The 25,311-nt window shown below is 44.5% G+C and carries 22 protein-coding genes; 7 read left to right on the top strand and 15 right to left on the bottom strand.

The genetic code is table 11. The features are described 5' to 3' along the window. Positions 1-18: 18 nt before the first annotated feature. Positions 19-1,197 (bottom strand): acetyl-CoA C-acetyltransferase, encoded by a 1,179-nt coding sequence (locus HF078_RS12050; protein WP_169291386.1) that lies wholly within the window; start codon positions 1,195-1,197, stop codon positions 19-21. Between the two features lie 471 nt (positions 1,198-1,668). Next, entirely contained in the window at positions 1,669-3,786 is a 2,118-nt protein-coding gene (locus HF078_RS12045) for a heterodisulfide reductase-related iron-sulfur binding cluster (protein WP_169291385.1), read from the bottom strand. A gap of 265 nt (positions 3,787-4,051) precedes the next feature. On the opposite strand from HF078_RS12045, the gene cls reads away from it, so the two are divergent. Both cls and uvsE read left to right on the top strand, forming a co-directional pair. Beyond that, positions 4,052-5,257: a cardiolipin synthase gene (gene cls / locus HF078_RS12040; protein WP_169291384.1), complete on the top strand. Its 1,206-nt coding sequence runs from the start codon at positions 4,052-4,054 to the stop codon at positions 5,255-5,257. Between the two features lie 39 nt (positions 5,258-5,296). Beyond that, on the top strand, positions 5,297-6,250 hold the full coding sequence (uvsE, locus tag HF078_RS12035) for a UV DNA damage repair endonuclease UvsE (protein ID WP_169291383.1): 954 nt from the start codon (positions 5,297-5,299) through the stop codon (positions 6,248-6,250). 80 nt (positions 6,251-6,330) lie between these two features. Here uvsE and HF078_RS12030 read toward each other — a convergent pair whose 3' ends face one another. From HF078_RS12030 to speE, 5 genes are all read right to left on the bottom strand, one after another. After that, positions 6,331-6,507: a XapX domain-containing protein gene (locus tag HF078_RS12030; protein ID WP_148987182.1), complete on the bottom strand. Its 177-nt coding sequence runs from the start codon at positions 6,505-6,507 to the stop codon at positions 6,331-6,333. 100 nt (positions 6,508-6,607) lie between these two features. Then, on the bottom strand, positions 6,608-8,278 hold the full coding sequence (argS, locus tag HF078_RS12025) for an arginine--tRNA ligase (protein WP_169291382.1): 1,671 nt from the start codon (positions 8,276-8,278) through the stop codon (positions 6,608-6,610). Continuing rightward, positions 8,275-8,730, bottom strand: a complete 456-nt coding sequence (locus HF078_RS12020; protein ID WP_168864800.1) for a YwiB family protein — start codon at positions 8,728-8,730, stop codon at positions 8,275-8,277. The genes argS and HF078_RS12020 overlap by 4 nt, the downstream gene beginning before the upstream one ends. Positions 8,731-9,321: 591 nt before the next feature. Next, entirely contained in the window at positions 9,322-10,194 is an 873-nt protein-coding gene (gene speB / locus HF078_RS12015; protein ID WP_060664663.1) for an agmatinase, read from the bottom strand. A 433-nt stretch (positions 10,195-10,627) separates the two neighbouring features. Continuing rightward, positions 10,628-11,455 carry a spermidine synthase gene (speE, locus tag HF078_RS12010; protein WP_010197498.1) on the bottom strand — a complete coding sequence of 276 codons (828 nt, stop codon included), beginning with the start codon at positions 11,453-11,455 and terminating at the stop codon, positions 10,628-10,630. A gap of 505 nt (positions 11,456-11,960) precedes the next feature. Here speE and HF078_RS12005 point away from each other — a divergent pair. Continuing rightward, positions 11,961-14,030, top strand: a complete 2,070-nt coding sequence (locus tag HF078_RS12005; protein ID WP_169291381.1) for a transglycosylase domain-containing protein — start codon at positions 11,961-11,963, stop codon at positions 14,028-14,030. A gap of 405 nt (positions 14,031-14,435) precedes the next feature. Here the strand turns inward: HF078_RS12005 and HF078_RS12000 are convergent, their stop codons facing one another. Then, positions 14,436-14,951, bottom strand: a complete 516-nt coding sequence (locus HF078_RS12000; protein WP_169291380.1) for a YwhD family protein — start codon at positions 14,949-14,951, stop codon at positions 14,436-14,438. A gap of 123 nt (positions 14,952-15,074) precedes the next feature. Here HF078_RS12000 and HF078_RS11995 point away from each other — a divergent pair, with 123 nt between their 5' ends. Then, positions 15,075-15,260 carry a 2-hydroxymuconate tautomerase gene (locus tag HF078_RS11995; protein ID WP_060664670.1) on the top strand — a complete coding sequence of 62 codons (186 nt, stop codon included), beginning with the start codon at positions 15,075-15,077 and terminating at the stop codon, positions 15,258-15,260. Between the two features lie 39 nt (positions 15,261-15,299). Here HF078_RS11995 and HF078_RS11990 read toward each other — a convergent pair whose 3' ends face one another. The 4 genes from HF078_RS11990 to HF078_RS11975 form a co-directional block, all read right to left on the bottom strand. After that, positions 15,300-16,583 (bottom strand): DUF2254 domain-containing protein, encoded by a 1,284-nt coding sequence (locus tag HF078_RS11990; protein WP_169291379.1) that lies wholly within the window; start codon positions 16,581-16,583, stop codon positions 15,300-15,302. 290 nt (positions 16,584-16,873) lie between these two features. Continuing rightward, positions 16,874-17,380, bottom strand: coding sequence for a YwgA family protein (locus HF078_RS11985; protein ID WP_148987174.1), 507 nt, complete (start codon positions 17,378-17,380; stop codon positions 16,874-16,876). A 30-nt stretch (positions 17,381-17,410) separates the two neighbouring features. Next, positions 17,411-18,709 carry an HD domain-containing protein gene (locus HF078_RS11980; protein WP_169291378.1) on the bottom strand — a complete coding sequence of 433 codons (1,299 nt, stop codon included), beginning with the start codon at positions 18,707-18,709 and terminating at the stop codon, positions 17,411-17,413. A 328-nt stretch (positions 18,710-19,037) separates the two neighbouring features. Beyond that, complete coding sequence (locus HF078_RS11975) at positions 19,038-19,262, bottom strand: YuzB family protein (protein WP_060664674.1); 225 nt, start codon at positions 19,260-19,262, stop codon at positions 19,038-19,040. Between the two features lie 234 nt (positions 19,263-19,496). Between HF078_RS11975 and HF078_RS11970 the strand changes: the two genes are divergently transcribed. Continuing rightward, the gene (locus HF078_RS11970) at positions 19,497-20,258 is read left to right on the top strand and encodes an RsfA family transcriptional regulator (protein ID WP_169291377.1); all 762 of its coding nucleotides are present in this window, start codon (positions 19,497-19,499) and stop codon (positions 20,256-20,258) included. Between the two features lie 59 nt (positions 20,259-20,317). Here the strand turns inward: HF078_RS11970 and lipL are convergent, their stop codons facing one another. Then, positions 20,318-21,193, bottom strand: coding sequence for an octanoyl-[GcvH]:protein N-octanoyltransferase (gene lipL / locus HF078_RS11965; protein ID WP_169291376.1), 876 nt, complete (start codon positions 21,191-21,193; stop codon positions 20,318-20,320). 213 nt (positions 21,194-21,406) lie between these two features. Continuing rightward, entirely contained in the window at positions 21,407-22,381 is a 975-nt protein-coding gene (gene pta, locus HF078_RS11960; protein WP_060664676.1) for a phosphate acetyltransferase, read from the bottom strand. A 278-nt stretch (positions 22,382-22,659) separates the two neighbouring features. Between pta and hemQ the strand changes: the two genes are divergently transcribed. Beyond that, positions 22,660-23,403, top strand: coding sequence for a hydrogen peroxide-dependent heme synthase (gene hemQ, locus HF078_RS11955; protein WP_169291375.1), 744 nt, complete (start codon positions 22,660-22,662; stop codon positions 23,401-23,403). Positions 23,404-24,127: 724 nt separating this feature from the next. Beyond that, positions 24,128-24,670 carry a spore coat protein GerQ gene (gene gerQ / locus HF078_RS11950; RefSeq protein WP_169291374.1) on the top strand — a complete coding sequence of 181 codons (543 nt, stop codon included), beginning with the start codon at positions 24,128-24,130 and terminating at the stop codon, positions 24,668-24,670. A 150-nt stretch (positions 24,671-24,820) separates the two neighbouring features. Here gerQ and HF078_RS11945 read toward each other — a convergent pair whose 3' ends face one another. After that, a complete protein-coding gene (locus tag HF078_RS11945) occupies positions 24,821-25,189 on the bottom strand; it encodes a DUF423 domain-containing protein (RefSeq protein ID WP_169291373.1) in 369 nt (122 codons plus the stop codon). Positions 25,190-25,311 lie beyond the last annotated feature (122 nt).

The raw sequence follows: 25,311 nt of genomic DNA, 5'->3' as shown, positions 1-25,311 counted from the left end.
CCTCCTAAAAGTTTTCGCTTATACTTGAATCAAAATTGCATCGCCCTGTCCGCCGCCTGAGCAGATAGAAGCAATTCCAAGACCGCCGCCGCGGCGCTTCAGCTCATGGATCAATGAAACGATGATGCGTGCTCCACTTGCCCCAATCGGATGTCCAAGTGCTACCGCTCCGCCGTTTACATTCACCTTTTCCAGATCCAGTCCTGCTAGATTTGCAGAAGCTAGTGCTACCGCTGCGAATGCTTCGTTTATTTCAAAGAGGTCAATCTCTTCAAGCTTCGTTCCTGTTTTCTTTAATAGTTCGGTGATGACAAGTCCTGGAGTTTTCGGGAAATCCTTTGCTTCCACTGCAATGGAGGCATGCCCAAGGATAGTGGCGAGTACTTCTTTCCCTTCTTTTGCCGCACGATCCTCACTCATTAACACAAGTGCACTGGCTCCGTCATTCACACCGGGCGCGTTTCCTGCTGTAATTGTTCCGTCATGGTCGAACGCCGGTCTTAATGACGCAAGTTTCTCAATGGATGTATCTTTTCGAGGAGACTCATCCTTGCTAACAACAATCGGATCACCTTTTCGCTGTGGTACAGACACTGGGACGATTTCATCTGTAAAATATCCCTTCTCCGTTGCTTCAATGGCGCGTTGGTGACTTCTGAATGCCCATGCATCTTGGTCTTCACGGCTGATCTCCATTTCGTTTGCGACACTGTTTCCGTAGGTACCCATGTGAACGCCTGTGAAGGTACAAGTAAGTCCGTCATGCACCATCATGTCTTGTACGGTGCTGTCGCCCATGCGAAGTCCCCATCTTGCTTTTGGAAGCATGTATGGAGCGTTGCTCATGGATTCCATTCCACCTGCGACGATGACTTCTTCTTCACCGGAACGAATAAGGATATCGCCTAGTGTGACGCTGCGCATGCCCGATGCGCATACTTTGTTGATGGTTTCGGTGCGTACTTCCCATGGCAGGCCTGCTTTTTGGGAGGCTTGGCGGGATGGAAGTTGACCTTGGCCACCTTGAAGGACGGTGCCCATGATGACTTCGCCTACTTGGTCGCCGGATAGGTTTGCTCTGTTTAGTGCTTCTTTGATGGCAACTGCTCCTAGGTCTGAGGCTGATAGTGCGCTTAATCCTCCTGCGAAACGGCCGATTGGTGTACGGACTCCACTAACGATTACTGTTTTTCCCATGGTTGATTTCCTCCTTTTTATTTTTAAAAAATTTGCACTTACTCCCAGTTGCTTTGCGTTCCAGGTGTTCGCTTTCCGCGGGACGGTGTTTGAGCCTCCTCACTTCGTTGCGGGGTCTCAACCAACCGTTTCTCCCCGCTGGAGTCTCACACCTTGCACTCCAAGCAACTGGGTAAGTTTTTAATAACTTATATGACCTTTTCACACCCTCATTGATTTCCGTTGCGGGGGTTCGCTTTCCACGGGCGGTCCGGAAGCCTCCTCACTTCGTTGCGGGGTCTTCCCTGTCCCTTCCTCCCGTAGGAGTCTCATCCCCTCCACTACAATCAATAAGGGGATATTCAACAAACAATTTGTTACCGCTTACAATTATTATTCTTTTAAAACTGAACGAGCGCTCAGTTTTGGTGAAAAGCATATGGTGCACGTAGAGAACTACGTACACCTTGTATGCTGGGTTCTATTATTCTATTAGGATACTAATTCTTGTTTTTCACCGATGACGGAGCGTTCTAGTAGTTCTGCTACGTCGTATGTGCCGACGTTTTCTTCTACTTCTTTTGCTTTCGTGCCGTCAGATAGCATCGTTAAGCAGTAAGGACAGCCGGAGCTGATGACGCTTGGTGCGACTTCAAGTGCTTGTTCGGTACGGGCGACGTTGACGCGCGTGCCTGTGTCTTCTTCCATCCACATGAGTCCTCCACCGGCTCCACAGCACATTCCCGTTTCGCGGCTGCGGTTCATTTCGACCACTTTGACGCCTGGGATGGCTTTTAGGATGTCACGAGGCGGCTCGTAGACTTCGTTGTATCTTCCGAGGTAGCAGGAATCGTGATACGTGATGGTTTCTTTTACCTCGTGTACTGGTGTCAGCTTACCTTCTTTTACAAGTTCGGCTAAGACTTCTGTATGGTGGTAGACTTCGGCTTCTAGACCGAAATCAGGGTACTCGTTTTTAAAAATGTTATAAGCATGCGGGTCGATTGTGACGATTTTCTTGACTTCGTTTTTCTCAAATTCCGCAATATTGCTTGTTGCAAGCTCTTGGAATAGGAATTCGTTTCCTAGGCGGCGCGGCGTATCTCCGGAGTTTTTCTCCTTGTTGCCGAGAATCGCGAATTTCACGCCAGCTTCGTTCATTAATTTTGCAAAGGAGATGGCGATTTTCTGAGAACGATTGTCGAAAGATCCCATGGATCCTACCCAGAACAGATACTCAAACTCTTCGCCTGCTTTCTTCATTTCTTTTACCGTTGGAATGCTTACTTCCGGTGCTGCATCTCGCCAGTTTTCACGTTCTTTACGGTTTAGACCCCAAGGATTTCCTTGGCGTTCGATGTTGGTCATAGCTCGCTGTGCATCTGCATCCATTTTCCCTTCTGTAAGAACCAGGTAACGGCGAAGGTCGATGATTTTATCTACATGCTCGTTCATTACTGGACATTGGTCCTCACAGTTACGACAGGTCGTACATGCCCAGATCTCTTCTTCTGTGATGACATCGCCAATCAGGCTCGGGCTGTATTCGATTGTTGCTGCACTTTCTTGTGCACCTTTTCCGGCAGCCGACATCATGGCAAGCTGGTTTCCATGCGTGTTATTGAACGCATATGTTGGTACCCAAGGGGATTTAGACGTGATGGCCGCTCCCTTGTCTGTTAAGTGATCACGAATTTTCACGATCAAATCCATCGGTGAGAGCATTTTTCCTGTGCCTGTTGCCGGACACATGTTGGTACAGCGTCCACATTCCACACAGGCGTACATATCGATTAATTGGTATTGGGTGAAATCTTCCACTTTTCCAACACCAAATGTTTCTTGTGTTTCGTCTTCAAAATTAATTTTCTCAAGCTTTCCTGGGTTCGTTGTACGGTGGAAAAATACGTTTGCAGGCCCTGCAATCAAATGCGCGTGCTTGGATTGCGGTACGTACACCAAGAATGTTAATAAGAATAAAAGATGGATCCACCAGCCGACGTAGAATAATGCAATGGCAGCCGTTTCATTGATCCAGCTGAACATGAGTGCGAATAAGGATGCAACCGGCTCACTCCATGTTAAGCCGTGGTCATGCCAGATAAGTCCCATTCCGTTTGAAAATAAAACAGAAAGCATTAATCCGCCAATGAATAATAATACTAGGCCTGATTTAAAGCCTCTTTTTAAACGAACTAACTTTTCTACATAGCGGCGGTGGAAGGCCCAAACAACCGCAACTAGAATCATTAGCGTTACTAGCTCTTGGAAAAACGTAAAGGCCGGATATAATGGTCCAAGCGGCAAATGCGCGTTTGGAACAAGCCCTTTGATGATCAAGTCCAGCGCCCCAAGCTGAACCATAAGAAATCCATAGAAGAACATGACGTGGATTATCCCACTTTTCTTATCCTTCAATAATTTTTTCTGGCCAAAAACATTGACCCAAACTTTGTCTAATCGTTCTTTCACTTTGTTGTCGAATTCAACTTTTTTCCCAAGTTTGATGAATTGAATTCTTGTTCTGATCAAGTAAACAAATAGCGATAATGCGTAAGCGGTTACAATTATCGTTAAAATCCAATTGGCAATTAACAAACCGTTACTCACATCTCCCACTCCTTTCGTGTCCCCTTTTACTGTCGGCCGTTTACGTGTTTTTTTCTACGAAAGAGCCTCAATGTTTGGAAAGAATATAATTTTCAGAACTTTAGTAATTTACCTATATCTTATAACTGAATGAGCATTCAGTCAACACATTTAACTTAAATATCGGCTTTATTTTTCGACGAATTAGGGTATGGGTAATTAGTTGTAGGATAAGAACGCTGGAATAAGTAAAAACTATATGGACGTGTTTTCGGGAGGGAAAAGGATGGAAATTGCATTTTACATTATCGGCGCGATTGTACTTGTGTTTGCTTGGTTGGCACTTGATTTACATCTGGGGAGAAAAAAGCATTTAAAAGAAATCAAAAGGTTGAAGTTTCCGAAAAGGCAGAGTGAGATTTTGCTCTATGCCGATGGCAACTTGCTGTATAAGGATTTATTTCACGATATGCGTCATGCCACCAATCACATTCATTCCCTCTTTTACATGGTACGAAACGATCATGCGAGCAAAGAATTTTTGTCCATTTTAAAAGATAAGGCAGATCAGGGTTTGGAGGTTCGTCTCCTTCTTGATTATTTTGGATCCTTTGATATAAAAAAAGAAACCATTAAAGACCTCGAAAAGCACGGTATCGAAGTAGAGGTTTATCACAAGCCCGCATTCCCATTCTTTTTTTTCAGTATTAATCAGCGAAATCACCGAAAGATTACGGTGATTGACGGAAAAATAGGATATGTCGGTGGCTTCAATATTGGAAAAGAATATTTGGGTCAAGATCCGGAGTTTGGCGTTTGGCGCGACTACCATCTTAAACTTGAGGGGGAAGGTGTTCAGGACCTTCAGTCACAGTTTATCCAAAACTGGGAGCAAGCCGGTGATTTTCCAACCAGCGAGTGGGGCGAAAGGTATTATCCAGAACTTCCGAAAGGACCCATTACGCACAAACTGGTACCAACGAATGGCGGCCATTTGACGGAAACATTCTATAAATTAATTCAAAAAGCGGAAACTTCCATCATCATTTGTACTCCTTACTTTATTCCGAGTGAATCCTTGTTGGATGAATTATTAGACGCTATCAGCCGCGGCGTGAAGGTGACGATTCTTGTTCCTGCCAAAGCGGACCATGCGCTGGTGATGGATGCAGCGTTCCCTTATTTCGCAACGCTGATAGAAGCAGGTGCCGATGTGTATCGTTTCTATCTTGGATTTTATCATGCGAAAGTTGTCGTGATTGACGACCATACTTGTGATATTGGGACTGCCAATTTTGATAAGCGCAGCCTCTTTTTGAACAATGAAATCAATTGCTTAATTTTTGATAAAGAGTTTGTGCACAAGACTGTTCAAGAAATCCATAAGGACATTCACAATTCGGAAAAGTTGACGCTTGCGTTTATCCGAAACAGAACTTGGATGGATAAAGGAAAAGAAAAGCTTTCCAAGATTATTGCGCCATTGTTGTAAGATGAGGCATGGTAAGCTGTTGAAAAGGAGTCTGGTAAGATGCGTATTCGCTTTGGATTTGTTTCACAATCTTGGACGTTGTGGGAGGCATCCCCTGCCCGCGCGTTGACCTATACTCGGTACAAGCAGCTGGGTGATGCTGAAAAGAAGGACAAATTATTGGCCGTCACACGTGAAAATTTACGGAACACTTTGCGAACGATCTATTTTTGCATCGCACATGAAATTCAAGTCTTCCGCTTCTCCTCCTCCATCGTTCCGCTTGCCACCCACCCTGATGTGAAGTGGGACTTTGTTCGAGAGTTTGGTGATGAATTCAAGGAGATTGGCGATTTGGTAAAACGGTATGGCATGCGGTCAAGTTTCCACCCAAACCAATTCACGTTGTTTACGAGTGATAAACCGCATATTACTGAGAATGCAGTGATTGATATGGTGTACCATTATGAGATGTTGAAAGCGATGGGGCTAGAGGATGAGGGTACGATCAATATCCATGTTGGTGGTGCTTATGGGAACAAGGAGCTTGCGGTGGAGAGGTTCCGTGAGAATATTTTGTCGTTACCAGATGAGGTCCGGGCACGCATGACGTTGGAGAACGATGATAAGACTTACACAACGGAGGAAACGTTAGTGTTGTGCGAGGAGCTTGGTTTCCCGCTTGCTTTTGATTACCATCATGAATACGCCAATCCAAGTTCTGTGTCATGGGAGGAATTGTTGCCACGTGTGTATGGAACGTGGAAAGATATTGGCATCATTCCAAAGATACATATCTCCTCCCCTATTTCGGAAAAGAAATTGAGACACCATGCGGACTTTGTGGATCTGCAATTTATCATGGAATTTTTGAAAGTGGCAGTCGACTTGGGGCAGGATGTGGACTTTATGATAGAAGCAAAACGGAAAGATGAAGCCGCACTGCAACTATGCGAAGAAATCGCGAAAATTCGTGGCGTCAAACGTCTGGGTGGCGGCGCGGTAGAGTGGTGAAGGGATAAAGAGGTAAAGAGGTAAAGAGGGGTCTGACCCTCACCGCTCTAAAGCGGTGAAGAGTCAGACCCCTCTCTTTTTTAGTTGCTTGATTGAAAAATTGGTGCTATCCAGGTGAATAGGCGGTAGCCGAGGTAGATACCGACGATTCCTACGATGCCGGAGAATACGGGCGGTGCTGGGATTGGCAGGCGAAACAGGGCGAAGAGAAATCCTACGACCATGCCTGTTGCTAGGGCTAATAAACTTTCTTTCATTGTTGAAAAACTCCCTTGTTGTTTTTATCTTATGTTGTTATTTTGGCCAAAAGAAAGCTCTCTACTCTAATTTCTAGTAGAGAGCTTTTTGGTCTTTGTCTTACATTTTCTCTGGTGCTGAAACTCCGATCAACTTAAGTGCATCTTGGAGCGTGATTTGAACAGCTTTCATCAAACCTAGACGTGCTCTTGATTTTTCTTGGTTGTCAGGGTCTAATACTTTTTCCGCATTATAGAAACTGTGAAGTGCGGAAGCAAGTTCAAATGTATAATTCGTAATTCGGTGAGGGATGCGTTTTTCTGCCGCTTCCGCTACTGCAAGTGGGTATTCCCCAAGCTTTTTCAAAAGGTCAATCTCTTTCTCAGAAGAGATGTGTTCTAGCGCAAAGTCCCCTTCTAGGCTTAGACCTTGCTCTTCCCCTTGACGAAGCATGCTGCAAATACGAGCGTGCGCGTATTGAGCATAGAACACCGGGTTTTCGTTAGACTGGGATACTGCTAAGTCCATATCAAAATCTAAATGCGTATCGCCTGAACGCATCGCAAAGAAATAACGTACGGCATCCAAGCCCACTTCTTCCATCAAGTCGCGCATGGTTACAGCTTTACCGGTACGCTTACTCATTTTCATCTTTTCCCCGTTTTGGAAAAGGTGGACAAGCTGGATGATTTCCACTTCCAGTGCGTTTTTTCCGTAACCAAGCGCTTCAATGGCTGCCTTCATACGAGGGATATAGCCGTGGTGGTCTGCTCCCCAGATGTTAATAAGCTTGTCATGGCCGCGTTTTAGTTTATCTTGATGGTACGCGATGTCGGGAGTTAAATACGTGTAAGATCCGTCATTTTTAATTAGTACACGGTTTTTGTCATCGCCGAATTCTGTTGAACGGAACCAAGTTGCTCCTTCTTCTTCGTAGATGTGACCCTGTTCACGAAGGGTTGCCATTGCATCGTCGATTTTCCCGTTATTATAAAGGGAAGTCTCGGAGTACCAAACGTCAAAGCGGACACGGAACTCTTCTAAGTCCTGTTGCAATTTTTTCATTTCGTATTTTAAGCCGTACTCACGGAAAAAGCTGCGGCGGTCTTCTTCAGATTCTTGGACAAAACGGTCGCCGAACTCATCTGCGATTGCCTGGCCGATTCCAATGATGTCTTTTCCATGATAGCCGTCTTCCGGCATTTCTTTGTCTTGGCCAAGTGCTTGGAAATAGCGTGCCTCAACAGAAAGTGCCAAGTTGTTGATTTGGTTACCAGCGTCATTGATGTAATATTCGCGTGTTACATCGTAGCCTGCCTTGTCGAGTACATTACATAGAGAATCCCCTACTGCTGCACCACGGGCATGTCCAAGGTGAAGGTCGCCTGTAGGGTTTGCTGATACGAACTCTACATTGATTTTTTCGCCGTTGCCGACGTTAGAGCGACCATACTCAGAGCCTGCTTTGAGGATTGTCGGAATTAAGTCCGTAAGATAAGTATTGTCCATGTAAAAGTTGATGAATCCAGGGCCGGCGATATCTATTTTTTTAATAGATGCCTTTGATTGATCAAAATTTTTCACGATTTCTTCCGCAATCATGCGAGGTGCTTTTTTCGCTACGCGTGCAAGCTGCATCGCCATATTTGTGGAGTAATCTCCGTTTGCTTTGTCCTTCGGTGTTTCGAGCACAACAGCTGGAATTTGCTCCTCTGTTGCCAAGCCTGCTTTAAGAACGGAAGCCTTAATCTCTTCTTTCAGGCGTTCTTGTACTTGTTCTACTATATTCATCTTGCCTGTTCCTCCTCGTAGTTGATTGTTATCAAGTATTGACCGGTTATTTGATCTTGAACCTTCAATTTATAGTCAAGCTGCAAACAGCCTCGTTTCTTATCGGGATCTTTCATCATGACCACTTTTTCGGTCTCCGTTTCAAACTGAAACCTTGCGCCAGCACCCTGGTAACTTCCGTCAGTCGTTTCACCGGCACGGAAGGATTGCAACATATTGATATCCCCTGAGCGCTTCAGACGTACTTCTTTGTCTGTAATTTTATAAAAACAATCGACCTTCTCTTTGCCTTCAAGCTCTTCTGAGAAGACGATGTATTCTGACTCACCTTTTATGTAGTATTGACCATCTGCTCCAAACACAACAAATTCCCTGTCATTATCCGCATTAATTATTTCCGATTGGAACGTCACCTTTATCGGCATCTTTAAGTGATTTTGATTGTCTGCCATCTGGCCCCACATCCTTTTATCTTTAACGCTTACTGGTTCGCGTCGATTTTTCTATAACCTTCATAGTATAAAACAAGTAGGGTGTGGAGTTCAATAGAGGATGTTGGTGGGGGTGAAAAATTGGAGGATTTTCTTGTGGGGTGGAGATGGGATTGAGACTTCTATTGGACACTTGGGTGGATTTTAAGCACAACTCGGGTGAATAGAGGTATTCTATTGGACAGTTTGCTTGAGTTTCTTTGGACTTCGGGCTTATAGGAGCATTCTATTGGACAGTTTCCCTTGATTTCCTTGGACGTCGGGCGTATAGAAGCGTTCTATTAGACAGTTTCCCTCGATTTTCTCATGCTTCGGGCGTATAGAAGCGTTCTATTAGACAGTTTCCTTTGATTTCCTTATGCTTCGGGCGTATAGAAGCGTTCTATTTGACAGTTCACCTTAATCTCCTCAAGCTTCGGGCAAATAGGTACTCTCCGACTGTTCTCTATAATCCCACCTTCTTCGGTCATATAGAACCTGCCAACACATAAAAAGCCCTGTCCCCCAAGCACTCTCGCAAGTACTTAAAAAACAGAGCCACATATAAAATGCTTATTTTACCCAACCTAAAATCATTTCACGGATCAGCTTGCTTGCTGTGTTGGCAGTTTGCTCGGAAGCGTCATATATAGGTGCAACTTCAACCAAATCCGCTCCAACCACGTTCACATCGGAACCTGCAATCGCATGGATAGATGCAAGCAACTCACGGGATGTAATGCCGCCACAATCCACCGTTCCTGTACCTGGTGCGTGCGCAGGGTCAAGAACGTCGATGTCGATCGTTACATAAACCGGACGGCCAGCAAGTGTCGGAAGAATTTCTTTTAATGGCTCAAGTACCTCGAACTTGGAGATGTGCATGCCCACTTCTTTCGCCCATTTGAACTCTTCCTTCATACCAGAACGGATTCCGAATGAATACACATTCGTCGGGCCGATTAGGTTTGCTGCTTTCTTAATTGGTGTGGAGTGGGAAAGCGGCTCACCTTCATAGTCGTCACGAAGATCAGTGTGTGCGTCCATGTGGATGATAGCAAGGTCCGGATACTTTTTGTACATTGCCTTAATAACAGGCCATGATACAAGATGCTCTCCTCCCATACCTAGTGGGAACTTATCTTTTTCTAAAAGGCTGTCGATGTATTCTTCTATCATTTCAATGCTTTTTTGCGGGTTACCGAATGGCAATGGGATGTCGCCGGCATCAAAGTATTTTACTTCTTCTAATTCGCGGTCCAGGTACGGGCTGTACTCTTCTAGTCCGATGGATACTTCGCGGATACGGGAAGGGCCGAAGCGGGATCCTGGGCGGTAGCTTACTGTCCAGTCCATCGGCATGCCGTAGATTACTGCTTGGCTATCTTCAAAGCTTGGGTGGCTTTTAATAAATACGTTGCCTGAATATGCTTCATCAAAACGCATGGGTGGTTTCCTCCTTGGAGTGAGGGGGTAGTTTCAAGAAAATGGTGTGAATTAGTCAACTTCCTGTTGATTTTCGTTCCTGGTGTTCGCTTTCCACGGGCGGTCCGGGAGCCTCCTCACTTCGTTGCGGTGTCTCCCCTGTCCCTTCCTCCCGTAGGACATGGAAGGCTTCGACAGCGACGTATCGCACGAAGAAAATGCGTAGCATTTTCGAGGAGTCTCACACCCTGCACTTCAATCAACAGGTGAAACAGTTAAAATATGACGTATCTCACTTTCGTCCCTCATTGTGTGATTTATATTTATTTTAAGGGGTCTGACCCTTAGCGCTTTAACGCGCTGAGGGTCAGACCCCTCTTTAGTTCTCTATAACTTCAAAGCTGTACCGTGGCGAGGGTCAGACCCCTCTTCACTTCTTTATCTCTCTACCTTATTACTTCACTAAATCAGCAACGAATTTAGGTAGGGCGAATGCTGCTTTGTGCAGGTCTTTTGTGTAGTATTTTGTGTCGATTTCGTGGAAGCGGTCTTCGCTTACTTCCAGTGGGTCGTGTTTTTTGGAACCGATTGTGAATGTCCACATGCCGCTTGGGTATGTTGGGATGTTTGCGATGTATAGGCGTGTAATCGGGAAGATTTCACGTACGTCGCGTTGAACGTTTGTGATCAATTCCGGTGTGAACCATGGGTTGTCTGTTTGGGCTACGAATACGCCATCTTCTTTTAATGCTTTAGAAATTCCCGCGTAGAAGCCTTTTGTGAAAAGGTTTACAGCTGGTCCAACAGGCTCCGTGGAGTCAACCATGATTACATCATAAACGTTTTCGCTTTCTGCGATATGCATGAAGCCGTCGCCTACTTTCACTTCAACACGCTCGTTTTCAAGCTCTCCTGCAATTTCAGGAAGGTATTTTTTAGAGTACTCAATTACTTTTCCGTCGATTTCAACAAGTGTCGCTTTTTTCACGCTTGGGTGCTTCAGGACTTCACGGATAACGCCGCCGTCTCCTCCGCCTACTACCAACACATTTTCAGGGTTAGGGTGTGTGAACAATGGCACGTGTGCCACCATTTCGTGATAAACGAACTCGTCCTTTTGTGTTGTCATAACCATGCCATCCAAGATAAGCATGTTGCCGAACTCTTCTGTTTCTACCATATCAAGCTTTTGGAATTCCGTCTGCTCTGTATGTAAAGTGCGTTTAATTTTGGCTGTGATTCCGAAGTTTTTTGTTTGATATTCTGTGTACCATAATTCCATTTTGTACAACATTCCCTTCCAACATTAAATGTACTATCTATCTTGCGGCCATAAGCGTTCGTTTCTATCGTTAAATGCTCGTTTTTATCGTTCCCTATCGATAAAAAATGAAACATTGATTTCTCGGGATTTCTTGCTTCTGCGGCCAAAAATCATCCGCCTCCACTTTTCTAATCACCAAGAAAAAAGTATAGATGAATCTAGCAAAAATTCAAGTAAAAAATTTATTTTTCTGCAAATGTTTAAAAAGGTTCAAAGAATTTCATACTAGGAAATAAAACTATTTTTTATGAATGAAGATATATGTTCGTTTAAACAGCTGATTTCCATTCCAGGCGCTTCGCTTTTCTGCGGGCGGCCCGGGAGCCTCCTCGACAAGCGTGCGAGGTCTCCCCTGTCCCTTCCTCCCGCGGAAGTCTACGCGCCTTCCACTGCAATCAACTTAGGTATTTCACTATAAAAATTTCATTAGATAGAGGTCATAGATAAAGGGGGTTTGAGAAAGATGGAATTAATCACAAACGACCGGTTTCAGCAGGTTATAAAATATATTCGTGCCATGCTTTTTATCGGAATTATCCTATCAATCTCTTTCTTTTTATTAGTTGGCGGAGTTTGGATTTATGCGAAATCCAAGGGTGCTCCTCCCCTTTCTGTTACGCAGTCGTCGATTTTTTACAGCAAGGACGGATCCATTATTGGAGAGGCTCATAGTGGCGAAAAGCGTTACTGGGTCGGGCTCGAGGACATTTCCCCTTATTTAGTAAATGCGACGGTGGCGGTGGAAGACAGGCGTTTTTTCAGCCATCACGGGTTTGATCCGAAACGAATCGGTGGTGCAATCCTCGCCGATATTAAGGCGCGTGCAAAGGTTCAAGGAGCTAGTACCATTTCGCAGCAATATGCCCGTAACCTTTTTCTTGTTCACGATAAGACGTGGAAGCGAAAATGGGATGAAGCCCTTTATACGATTAGGATTGAGGCTAATTACTCGAAAGAAGAGATTCTTGAAGGCTATTTAAATACGATCTACTATGGTCATGGCGCTTATGGAATTGAATCGGCGTCTTATTACTATTTTAACAAGCCTGCGAAAGAGCTGACATTATCAGAAGCCAGCATGCTTGCCGGTATTCCTAAAGGTCCAAGCGTCTTTTCACCTTATGCAGACAGCGAACGGGCGCGACAAAGGCAGGAAATTGTCTTGCATTCCATGGTGGAAAACGGCTCTCTTACGAAAAAAGAAGCGGAAGAAGCGCTCGCACAGCCGCTAACATACGGAAATCGTGAGCATCTGCCGAAAGAGTTTATGGCCCCTTATTTTCAAGATGCTGTTCGAGCAGAGATTAGAAATGTGTTGGGTCTGCAGAAAGAATTAGAACTGGGCGGGCTTCACATTTACACTACGTTGGATCCTACTCTCCAGGCTATTGCCGAAGAGGAAGTGGAGAAAACGTTCGATCCGGAGTCTGATATGCAGGTCGGGTTCGTTTCTATGGATCCTAAAACGGGGAGAGTGCTTGCGCTTGTAGGCGGAAGAGATTACGAAGAAAGCCCGTACAACCGGGTGACACAGGCAGAAAGGCAGCCGGGTTCTACTTTCAAGCCGCTGCTCTATTACCGAGCACTTGAGCAAGGATTCACGCCATCTACAGGCTTTAGAAGTGAAGTGACAACCTTTGAAGTTGATAACGGCCGCTCGCAATACACGCCGCACAATTTTAATAATTACTATGCGAATGATGTGTTGACGATGATGCAGGCTTTGCCACTATCCGATAACGTCTATGCGGTAAAAACACACTTGCTGCTCGGCGAAAAAGAATTAACCAAACAGGCAAAAAAACTTGGGATTCGTTCCAAAATAAAGGATGTCCCTTCTCTTGCATTAGGCACCTCCCCTGTCCGGGTACTCGACATGGCCAATGCCTACAGTGTTTTTGCGAATGGTGGAAAAGAAGTGAAGCCTGTTTTTATTGAGAAAGTAGTGAATTACAAGGGAGAAATCCTTTATGAGCGGGAAAAAGAAACGAAGCAATTACTTGATCCTGATGTAACATTTGTCCTGAATCATATGATGACCGGAATGTTCGATCCGGCTTTGAACGGCTATATGGCCGTAACCGGAAATGCGATTCTCGACAAGCTGACAAGGCCTTATGCCGGAAAATCGGGATCCACAGAAACGGACAGCTGGATGATTGGGTACACCCCGCAGCTGGTCAGTGCTGTCTGGACAGGCTATGATCGTGATCAATCCATTACGCTTTGGGCGGAAAAACACTATGCAAAAAATTTATGGGCAGGATTCATGGAGCGCGCGCTCGACAATAAATCTGTTGTGGCATTTGCACCAACAGAAGGAGTTGTCGGGGTGCAGGTCAATCCGGAGAGCGGCCTTCTTGCCACAAGCGACTGTCCGGTTTCAAGGCTAAGCTATTATATTAAAGGAACCGAACCAACCGAATACTGTATGGCTCATCTAGAAGATGTAAAAGAGGAAGAAGCAATCCCTGAAGAGCAGCCAAAAGAAGAAGATAAAAAATGGTGGAAACGATTTGTTCCTTGGATGTAGTGTTATAAAATTCCCCCTTATGATTGTAGTGCAAGGTGTGAGACTCGTCGAAAATGCTAACGCATTTTCTTCGTGCGATGAATTGCTGACGTAGCCTTCCTTGTCCTGAGGGAGATAGCGGTAGCTCGAGACCCCTGAACCGTTGTGAGGAGGCTCAAGCACCGCCCCTAGGAAAGCGAACACCTGGAACGGAAATCATAAGGGAGTTAAGTGAGATTATTATAATAGTATCCTAAAAAAGTTAAAACCCCCGGGATGTCTCCCGGGGGTTTTAGGTGTCCTAGCTTTCCATGTGTTCTACACATGTGAGTATAATTTTACTTTTTTTGTCGTAATAACTCAAGTGGGTAGAGTCGAACATTCAAAAAAATGTCACATCTTTATTTTTGATATCCCCTTGACAAACTAGTTTGTTGCTAATTGTTTTTTAAGTTCATCAGAAGCTCGTTCCCACATTCCACTATCATAAGACTCCAAATAGTTTTGCAAAATAGCTTTAGAATGGTCATCCATATGCTCCACCATAATATGGCGTTTCATGGACTTATCCATTTTATTCACGTGCTCTGGCAGGGACTTGTAACCTCGGCGAATTTCACGATCCACCGTCATTTCACACGCTGTCACTCCTGCATAATATGGCCCTTCCTGCTTGCGGTCGATAGTTACCCACACAAGCCAGTAAGGTTTTCCGTTCGGCACGTCCTCTTTGTTAGGAAGGAACTTAATTCCACGCTCTACCGTACTGCGGGCATGCATTGCACCGATATCGACAAAAGCTTCCCCACCCTCCACATCTACAAACACAGGTGACACATTATCAAGGCTCAATGCCCCGATCCCAAATCCTCCGTGCCCGTCTGTCGGGTCATTTTTTATAATATTAAAGCCAATTGGTTTTTTCTTTTTTTCCTGATCCATATTCTAGCCCCCTTGTCTTATGTATAGCTGTAGCGGCAAAACCGATCCTGCCGCTTGCGCTTTTCTTTTCATTATACAATAATTTACGGGAGAGTTAAAAACATTCAAAGGAGCGATTGGTAAATGCCATATGTAACAGTGAAGATGCTTGAAGGCCGAAGTGAGGAACAGAAAAAAGCGTTGGTGGAAAAAGTGACAGCTGCTGTCAGCGAAACGACCGGTGCACCAGAAGAGAAAATCGTCGTCTTTATTGAAGAGATGACAAAGGGTCACTATGCGGTTGGCGGCAAGCGATTAAGCGATCAATAATAATTAAGAGGGATTCGGACAGGCTTTCGAATCCCTTTGTTAGTTTAGTAACTCACTTAATTTTTTCTTCTTTTCCTCTACCATTTTTATATCAAGCGGCTCGAAATATTCCTCTTTAATGCTTTCTACTAAAAACTCCCATATATTTTTAACCTTTTCCTTGATCTCCTGATTGCTTCCCTCGGCGATAAGAATCAGGCACTCCAAAATTGTGAGTACAACTGAAATATCCCTTTCTCCGTAAATTCTAATCTGATAAAACCCTGTATACAGGATTTCTTCAAAGGTCCGTTGCGGAATCGCCACCCGTTTCTCTTTCTCTTCATCCAGGTAAGTAATAGCGTCTGAATCGACCTCCCCAAAATCGATCAGCAGCCTGCTCATATACCGAATGCAGTTATTGGCTGTATTAGGGTCGTTTATCCCTGGAGATATTGCTCGCAGGGCCACTTCCGCGAGTTTCTGCAAGGCAAATTCCCCGTCTTGAAGCGGCGTACGCTCTTCTCCCACCTCGATGAAAGCGGTCAAGTCCACGTCTTCTGGTTTATCTTTTGTAAAATAAACCATGGCGATCACGCTTCGTTCCGTTACAAAGTCACCAATGCGTTTATTGAAAACAACCTGAAAACCTTGCTCCTTCGCCTTGGCTGCCAACCCCTCTGCATCGATGACTTGCACATACCCTGTGGCTTTTGGAGTGAGTTCTATTTTTTCTTGAAAAGAGGACGCTGAAACATCTAGCTTTTCAAAAAGTATTTTTTCGGCTTTATAGAGAAGTTTTTTCTTTTTTACTGTAGCAAGCCCTTCTTTCATAAGCCTCTCAATAAGCTTGCTGACCTGGATGGAGCGTGCGACATGGTGAATGAAAAAGACAAAGTATCCTACACAAATCACGGCGAGAATCACGCCAACTCCTGACGCTAACACTCGCTGATCATCTAACCAATCTTTCATGAACAATAAGGACAGCACCGAATAAATAAAGGAACCGACAAACACACCAAGTACACGCAAGGTTGTCTTTTCTGTCATGAAATCTTGCAGGGTCCTTGGGGAGAACTGACTCGAATAGGTGGTCAGCACCACCATGATAGTGGAAAACGAAATGGTCGTCATCGTGAGAATTGCGGTCGCAATCGAGCTCAAGATGGTGGTGCTCAGGTCGACGTTAGTGAAAAATATTTTCGGAAGGTAGTTCTGTACCGAATCCGCAAAAACGATGTCTACCATTATAACAATCGCTGTTAGGATAAGACTTGCCAATGCATAAAGGCTTGGCACAAACCATATTTCCTTTCTTGCTCTTAAGGTCCACTTTTCCATATGTATGCTGCTCCCCTTTTTGCCGGCTTTTTATAGGTAGCATTCCCTTTTTTGGGTGGAGGTAAGCCTGTTGTCTTGTTGTGGGTGGGTCTATCAGAAGAAATTTTGCCATTTCAGAGGACCATTTCTGGTTATTGTGACTTTTTCCGCCGTTATTGTGACTTTTCTGAGGGGGATTGTGACTTTTCAGGTGATGATTGTAACTTTTTCAGAGTTTATTGTAACTTTTGCATTTTTTCCGTATACAAAAAGCCCAAAAGGATCCAACCATCCTCTTGGGCTTCTTACAATTATTGTGTGATGCATGCACGAAGGCTTTCGATATAGTCGTAGGCCTCGTTCACTTCGTCCTCTGTATATCGCTGCTTGCTTTTCAGCGTAAAGACTTTCTCCTTAACCTCTTCCCGCGGTAGGTTCTCAAAGAATAGCACCGTGGAAACAAGCTCTAAAAAGCGGGAGCTCTGTTCATTCATCTTGGTCATGCACTCGTTCAGGTGCGGCATTTCCAGATCGTAGTGTGTGAGAAACTCCTCCCCGTTTTCCGTCAGCGAATAGCGATATTGCGAGTAGCCACCCTTGTTCTCTTTTAGCTCGCTTAAAAAGCCGAGATTGCAGAGCTCTTCCACTCTTAATGTCACTTCTTCCGAGTATGGTCCGTAAAAATGGAAATTGTACTTTTCATAAAATGGGTAGTTTAGCTTTTTGGCTATATACACCATTTTCTGCAGCTTTTTTCTCCCAATGACTTCACCTGCAGATGCAAACACCTTCATTAATTTTGCGTGATCTGTCAACAAACCCTTTCATCTCCTAACCTTATCCGTTGCCTATATTCCTAGTATCTCTCTGATTTTTTTCTTTGCCGTTTTTTTAGTCGTTAAATCTTCTAGCATGTCTTGTGGAAAATAAAGCTTGTGATCGGTTCTTCTTTTGCCGGATATGGCATCCACAATCTCAGATTCCCTCGATAGCTCACGCACATCCCCGTTTGGCATAAGCAGGTGAATCGGAAGGCGCTCCTCTTCTTCTCCCGGACGGTAAAAGTCATACGGCAAGTCGGACGAGGAGTCCACCACTAGATAGTATGCAGGGTCGATGCCCGCTTTCTTAAAGAGACTTGTCAGTTCCATCAAGTCCATCATTTGCTTATTAGGATTAAATTCGACGTATTTAAACAAATTCCTGTTCATAAATCGTCGACATAAGTCACTTAATATCGAATCTTCTTCTTCCTGCCAGGATTGGAAATAATACATAATCACTGCTTCATCAAGCTTTATGTAGTCCTCAACTGAAATTTCTTCCTCAAAAAGAGAGTAAAAATGAACAGGATGATATTTAAAGGTGTAATATTCTTGATGTAATTGTTTCGCACGGTGCAAAATCTTCGTCAAAATAACTTCTGCACTTCTTGTTACAGGGTGAAAATAAACCTGCCAGTACATTTGATAGCGGCTCATGATATAATCTTCCACTGCATGCATCCCGCTAGACTTAATAACAACTTGGTCCTCTCTAGGGCGCATGACACGCAGAATTCGTTCCATATCGAAATGCCCGTAACTGACTCCTGTAAAATAAGCGTCACGCTGCAGATAGTCCATACGATCGGCATCAATCTGACTGGAAATCATGCTGACTACCAATTTATTTTTATATGTTTTGGCGATGACCTCGGCCACATCTTTTGGAAAATCCTTATGGACTTTTTTAAGGACGGCGTTTACTTCCGTGTCCCCAAGAATGATAGCTTGGGTAAAATCTTCATGATCCAAGTGGAACACTTTTTCAAAGGAATGGGAAAAAGGACCATGTCCCAAGTCATGCAGCAAGGCAGCGGAAAGACATAAAAGACGATCATCCGGATTCCAGTCCTGTCTTCCTTCAAACCCGTCATCAATGATGCGGCGGACAATCTCGTATACTCCCAATGAATGGTTCAGTCTGCTATGCTCAGCACCGTGGAAAGTCAAATAGGTGGTACCAAGCTGGCGAATTCGGCGCAAACGCTGAAATTCCCTTGTCCCAATCAAATCCCAAACAACCCTGTCGCGCACATGGACATACCTGTGCACAGGGTCCTTAAACACCTTTTCTTCACTCAGTTTTTCGGTTGCATAACTCATTTCATTGACCTCTTTATTTTCGGCATAATATTTATCTAACTCTATTATATCGTAAATATTTTACAAGAAAAGGTGGGGTTTGGTTAAACACCTGTTAGTCTGCGTTCCGGGTGCGCGCTTATCCTAAGGTGGTGCTTGAGCCTCCTCGGCTTCGCCTGTGGGGTCTCAAGTCTACCGCTATCTCCCCTCCGGAGTCGAACACCCTGCACTCCGCCTAACAGGGGAAACTCCCTCTAAGGGTTTACCCTACTTCGTTGCCTCTTAGTCTTGTTTTTTTCTAGAAAAGGCGAATAAAAAATCACCTATGCAGGGATACAGAGGCGATTTTTTATTTCTTTAGCTTTTTTACTATTTTTTCAATTAGTTCATCTTCTGTTGGGGCGGAGACAGGACGGTTGTTTACGAATGCAAACGACTTCTTTCTTCCCGGCCCGCAATAGGATTGACAGCCCACTTCCACACATGCTCCCTCGTCCACTTTTTTAAGTTTAGGGATCAAGGTTTTCACGTTGGTAGCATCGCAGTCATCACAAATGCGAAACTCATTTGCCATGGTTCTACACAGCCCTTTCTATTCAAAAAGTGAATGAAATCACTTTATCGTTCATTAGCTAAAAGGTATTTTACAGGGAATCCATGGACAATGCAAGTTCGTTTTCTATGAGATTCTTGGCGAAATACTGACAGATAACAATCTAGTAATTTTTTCTATGAATATGTATAAATATTTTTTTCTCCGTCAAAAATATAGACAGAACGATGATTAGATAAGGGAGTTGGATTATATATGAAAGATCGTCAAGATGCTTGGTCTGAAGAAAATGATTTATTGCTAGCAGAAACCGTTCTGCGCCATGTCCGTGAAGGAAGCACCCAGTTGAATGCATTTGAAGAAGTAGGCGACAAACTGAACCGCACATCCGCTGCATGTGGATTCCGCTGGAACGCGGTGGTGCGACATGATTATGAAAAGGCACTGCAACTTGCAAAAAAGCAGCGAAAACAACGTCAACGTGCGCTTGGGCAGCCTACGAAGAAGCTATTGTACACGCCACCTGAGACTGTAGTGAATGAAGAGTTACCGTTTGTCTTGGAGCAGATGGAAGAAAGACAGCTTGACTCATTTGAGGTCAAACAGCCTCTGAATGTACCACAGACAAGAGTAGAAAGAAGAGCAGCTGAACTGAAAACTCAACCATCTTTTGCAGGCTACGGCAGTGGCAACATGGGAATGGGATCTTCTTTATCCATGGAGCAAGTAATAAGTTTCTTACAAACCATGAAACACTCAAACGTTCATACTAGCGCTCTACAACAAGAAAATGAGAGATTAGTAAAAGAGAACGCCGAGCTCGCGCGTGCCAACAACGAATTGGAAAAACGCGTCCAAAAACTGCAAGACGAACAAGTCACTGTCCAAGAAGACTACGAAACACTCATGAAAATCATGAACCGAGCCCGCAAACTAGTCCTCTTCGACGAAGAAGAACACGTCCCATCCAAATTCATGATGGACCGCAACGGTAACCTGGAGAAACTGGCGGAATAGATATAAAAGGGGTCTGACCCCACTTACGTTAATGCGTTAAAGTGGGGTCAAACCCTTTTTTATTTTTCTCCCAGTACTTTTTCGTTCCGTTCCAGGATTCTTGTGTAGTATTGTTCGTACAAATCTAATTCTTGGCCTTGGAGGGTGTTGGCGAAGATAGTACCGCTTATCTCTTTCAGAGAGGTAAGAAGACGCAGCATCACATCTTGTACGGTTAGATTTTGACCTGTGAGTTCTGTTAAGGACGCCATCACATTTGGCACAATGGTAGGGAAAGCAAATTTAGTTGATTCGCCTTGAAGGGAGCGTTTGTAGAACTCTCCAATCATTTTTGCTCGCTCTGATCCGCTTCCGTCGATGCATAAGTAAATTTGAACAGCCACTCCACCACGTATACGGCGCTGAGAGATACCTGCAAACTTTTTATCATCAATGCTAAGGTCGTAGCTACCAGGACAATAGGAACCGACAATTTCCTTGGCTTCCATATTGTATGGCTTATCGCGGAACATATGCTTTGTCAGCTCCCACATGGCATCATACCCACGATTGATATCAATTGCCTTCTCTCCTTCCGGAAAAACAAGGGAAATATTCAGGACTCCTTGGTCAAGGACGACTGCAAGTCCACCTGAATTCCTGACAATTACCTCATAGCCTTGACTGTTCAGATAATCAATCCCTGTTTGTAAATGAGGGAGGCGTGTGTCTTGAATACCTAAAACGACCGTGTTATGGTGCACCCACGTCCGACATGCCGCTCCGCTATCCCCTTTGCCAACAGCGGTGCATAAAGTGTCATCCATCGCAAAAGATTGCAATGCATGAAAATTTGTCCCTAAAGAAGACTGATCTATAATTCGCCAGCTCGGCTGCTTCAACAACTGCAACGCAGGCGTGTAAATTGGTTCTGTTGGTTCTGTTGGTTCTACCATAATTATTAATGCTCCTCTTAAAATCCGTACTAAAAAGCTTCATTAGCATTATAATACATGCTTTGGGAGAAAAAAATACCCTTTGGGGGTCAGACCCCCAAAGGGTTTTGCTTCTTTCCGTCGAATACTTAAAAGAGGTATGTGCCGCCAAAGCACATACCTCTTTTTTTTGTTGTTTTTTACGAGCATGCAATGAGCATACACGTTTGTTTGTTAGTTCACTGCTTGTCCTGCTGTGATTAGTGCTAGTTTGTAGACGTCTTCTACGCTGCAGCCGCGGGATAGGTCGTTTACTGGTTTGTTTAGGCCTTGCAGGATTGGTCCCACTGCTTCGAAGTTTCCTAGGCGTTGGGCAATTTTGTAGCCAATGTTTCCTGCTTCTAGGCTTGGGAATACGAATACGTTTGCGTCTCCTTGAATTTTAGAGCCTGGTGCTTTCTTTTCCGCAACAGATGGTACGAATGCCGCGTCAAATTGGAATTCTCCGTCCACCACAAGTTCTGGTGCGCGTTCGGAAGCGATACGCGCCGCCTCTACTACACGTTCTGTTTCAGAAGATTTTGCAGATCCTTTTGTAGAGAAGCTTAGCATCGCCACTTTTGGCTCGATACCGAACATGTTCGCTGTTGCCGCACTTTCCACTGCGATTTCTGCAAGGTCGTTGCTGTCTGGGGAAATGTTGATCGCGCAGTCTGCAAATACATACTTCTCGTCGTTACGGACCATGATGAACACACCAGAAGTCTTGCGTACACCTTCTTTTGTTTTAATGATTTGTAATGCCGGTCGCACTGTGTCAGCCGTTGAATGCGCCGCTCCACTTACAAGCCCCTGCGCACGGTCTACGTGTACTAGCATCGTGCCGAAATAGTTAGGGTTCAACAAGATTTTTCGTGCATCCTCTTCAGTCGCTTTTCCTTTACGACGCTCTACAAATGACGCTACAAGCTCGTCCATATTTTCGTATGATTTTGGATCATAAATTTCCACGCCGTCCAATGTTAACTTCAACTCGGAAGCAAGTCCGTTAATCTCGTCCAAATCTCCCACTACAATTGGTTTAACCATGTTTTCCGCAGCCAAACGGGCAACCGCCGTTAATACACGCTCGTCGTTTCCTTCTGGAAATACAATCTTGATATCTTTTCCTGCTACTTTGTCTTTTAATGTTTGAAATAAATCGCTCACAAAGGTCACTCCTTAATCCGCTTTATTTTTGCTTCTATTGTTTAGGATACTCCTTCAACATGGAAAAGCAACTGGTACCCTCTATTGTTATCGCTTACAGAAAAAAGTCTTTATTTTCTAAAAAAACTGCTCCATCTATGCCCTACTATTGTATCTGTGCTGACCTTTCCTATTCATGAAGCTTTCACAATTTCAGAGTTTTACTTACAGGAAGTCATGGGGAAACTGTGATATAGTAAGGAAGGATACATACACAATCTTGTTAAGGAGTGATTGTAATGAGTGAAGCAGCTCAAACATTGGATGGCTGGTATTGCCTCCATGATTTTCGTACAGTAGATTGGTCCCTTTGGAAGACGCTTTCTAGCGAAGAACGCCAAACGGCTATTAATGAATTCCTTGGACTTGTGGAAAAGTGGAACACAGTTCAGTTAGAAAAGAACGGAAGTCACGCATTGTACTCCATCGTGGGTCAGAAAGCGGACTTCATGATGATGCTTCTACGTCCGACGTTAGAAGAGTTGAATGACATCGAAAACGAATTTAATAAAACAACTTTAGCTCAATACACAATCCCTGTGCACTCTTATGTGTCGATTGTGGAGCTTAGCAACTACTTACCAGAAGGCGAGGACCCGTATCAGAATCCGCAAATCCTTGCTAGACTATACCCTGAATTGCCAAAAGCGAAGCATGTCTGCTTCTATCCGATGGACAAGCGCCGTAACGGAGAAGACAACTGGTACATGCTGCCGATGGAAGACCGTCGCCGCATGATGCGCAGCCACGGCATGATCGGCCGTCAGTATGCTGGAAAAGTGAAGCAGGTCATCACTGGTTCTGTCGGTTTCGACGATTACGAGTGGGGCGTAACTTTGTTTGCGGACGAAGCACTTCAGTTCAAGAAGCTTGTGTATGAAATGCGTTTTGACGAAGTAAGTGCACGCTTTGGTGAATTTGGTGCATTCTATGTAGGAAACCTGCTGGAAGAGGATCGCGTATACTCTTTCTTGCATGTGTAAAATAAAATATGGTAGTTGACGTCAAGTCGCCCGGTTGGATTTCCAGATTGGTGGCTTGGCGTTTTTTTGTGCCTGGATTACGTCGCTCTCTCCTACTGAAATTTACGGCTCACTTCTTTTTCGGGCGTTGAGAAACCTTCTCTCTTACCCAAATTTACGGCTCACTTCTTTTTCGGGCGTTGAGACGCCTTCTCTTCTACCGAAAATCCCGATTCACTTCTTTTTCGGGCGTAGAGACGCTTTCTCTCCTACCAAAATTTACGGCTCACTTCTTTTTCGGGCGTAGAGACACCTTCTCTCTTACCGAAATTTACGGCTCACTTCTTTTTCGGGCGTTGAGACGCCTTCTCTCCTACCAAAATTCCCAATTCACTTCTTTTTCGGGCGTAGAGACGCCTTCTCTCCTACCAAAATTCCCAATTCACTTCTTTTTTGGGCATAGAGACGCCTTCTCTCCTACCGAAATTCCCGGTTCACTTCTTTTTCTGGCGTAGAGACGCCTTCTCTCCTACCGAAATATATAATAACTCACCGCATCAGTCTTAGATCTTCCCACCCTACTCACCCCTGTCATATTCCTTCTTAAAAATTCATACAATCAAGTAGTGCGACTTAATCTTTTGAACTATAGCACCCTTTTCAGCCCGAGCGATGGGTATGGGCATGGAGATGGGGGTTATTTCTCACAATGAAGCAGATAAAAGTTTTGAGGAGGGAATGACAGATGAATCAACAGTTTTCACAGGCAGCAGGTGCCCCTTTTTCTGCGGGGTACGGAGCAGATCCTTACTCATCCTATTACAGAAACTATGGGCAACAGTGGTATGGCGGCGGTGGAGGTGGAGGTTTTCCGATGCAGCAAATGCAACAACAACAACCTCAGCAACAGCAAGTTGCAGGGCAGCAAACAGGCATACCGTCTTATCCTACACAATTTCAATCCGGCGGTCAGCAAGGTGGTCAGGATATTCCAGGCATGTTGCCGCTAGAACAATCCTATATTGAAAATATTCTTCGCTTAAATCGCGGTAAGCTGGCAACTGTGTACATGACGTTTGAGAACAACAGGGAATGGAACGCCAAAATTTTCAAAGGAATTATCGAAGCGGCAGGACGTGATCATATCATCCTAAGTGATCCGCAAACCGGCAAACGTTATCTTCTTCTAATGGTCTACCTAGACTACATCACATTTGATGAAGAACTAGACTACGAATACCCATTCAACAGCGGCGGCCAAGGCCTAACCCAATACCAACCAAGATAGTAACAAGTTAAAGAATAATTAATAAAGGGGTCTGACGATGCTGTGTGTTAACGCATTAACGCACAGCGGGTCAGACCCCTCTTTACCCCTTTACCTCTTTACCTCTTTAAAACTTCAACGCAATAACCTAAACCCTTCGTTCAAAACCCCTTATCCTTTCACCGCCGCAATAATGATTAGCACCCAGCCAATGAGGAAGGCTACGCCGCCTAGTGGGGTGATGGCTCCGAGTATTTTTACGCCGGATAGGGTTAGGATGTACAGGCTTCCGGAGAATAGGACGATTCCGATGAGGAAGGACCAACCTGCCGAGCTCAATAGGCCTGTATTGCTAAAGCGTTCCATTAGAAGCGCCACCACAAAAAGGCCGCCGGCATGGAACATTTGGTACGTGACACCTGTTTTCCAGATCTCAATCATTCTTTCAGATACTTTTCCTTCAAGTCCGTGGGCTCCAAATGCCCCGAGAGCCACTGCCAAAAACCCGTTAATTGCTGCAAGGATGATAAATAAATTCATGTCAGTTTTCCACCTTTCAAAAGGTCTGTTATATTTCTTCAATATAATGAATTATATAGTATTAGCTTCTCCTGACCAAGCGGGACACTAAACCGCAACCCGCAATATGATATGTAAGTACA

Source organism: Bacillus sp. RO2, assembly GCF_012911845.1.
GTDB lineage: Bacteria > Bacillota > Bacilli > Bacillales > Bacillaceae_I > Sutcliffiella_A.
The sequence above is the reverse complement of the archived record's forward strand: the minus strand, read 5'-3'. Positions and strand labels throughout refer to the sequence as shown.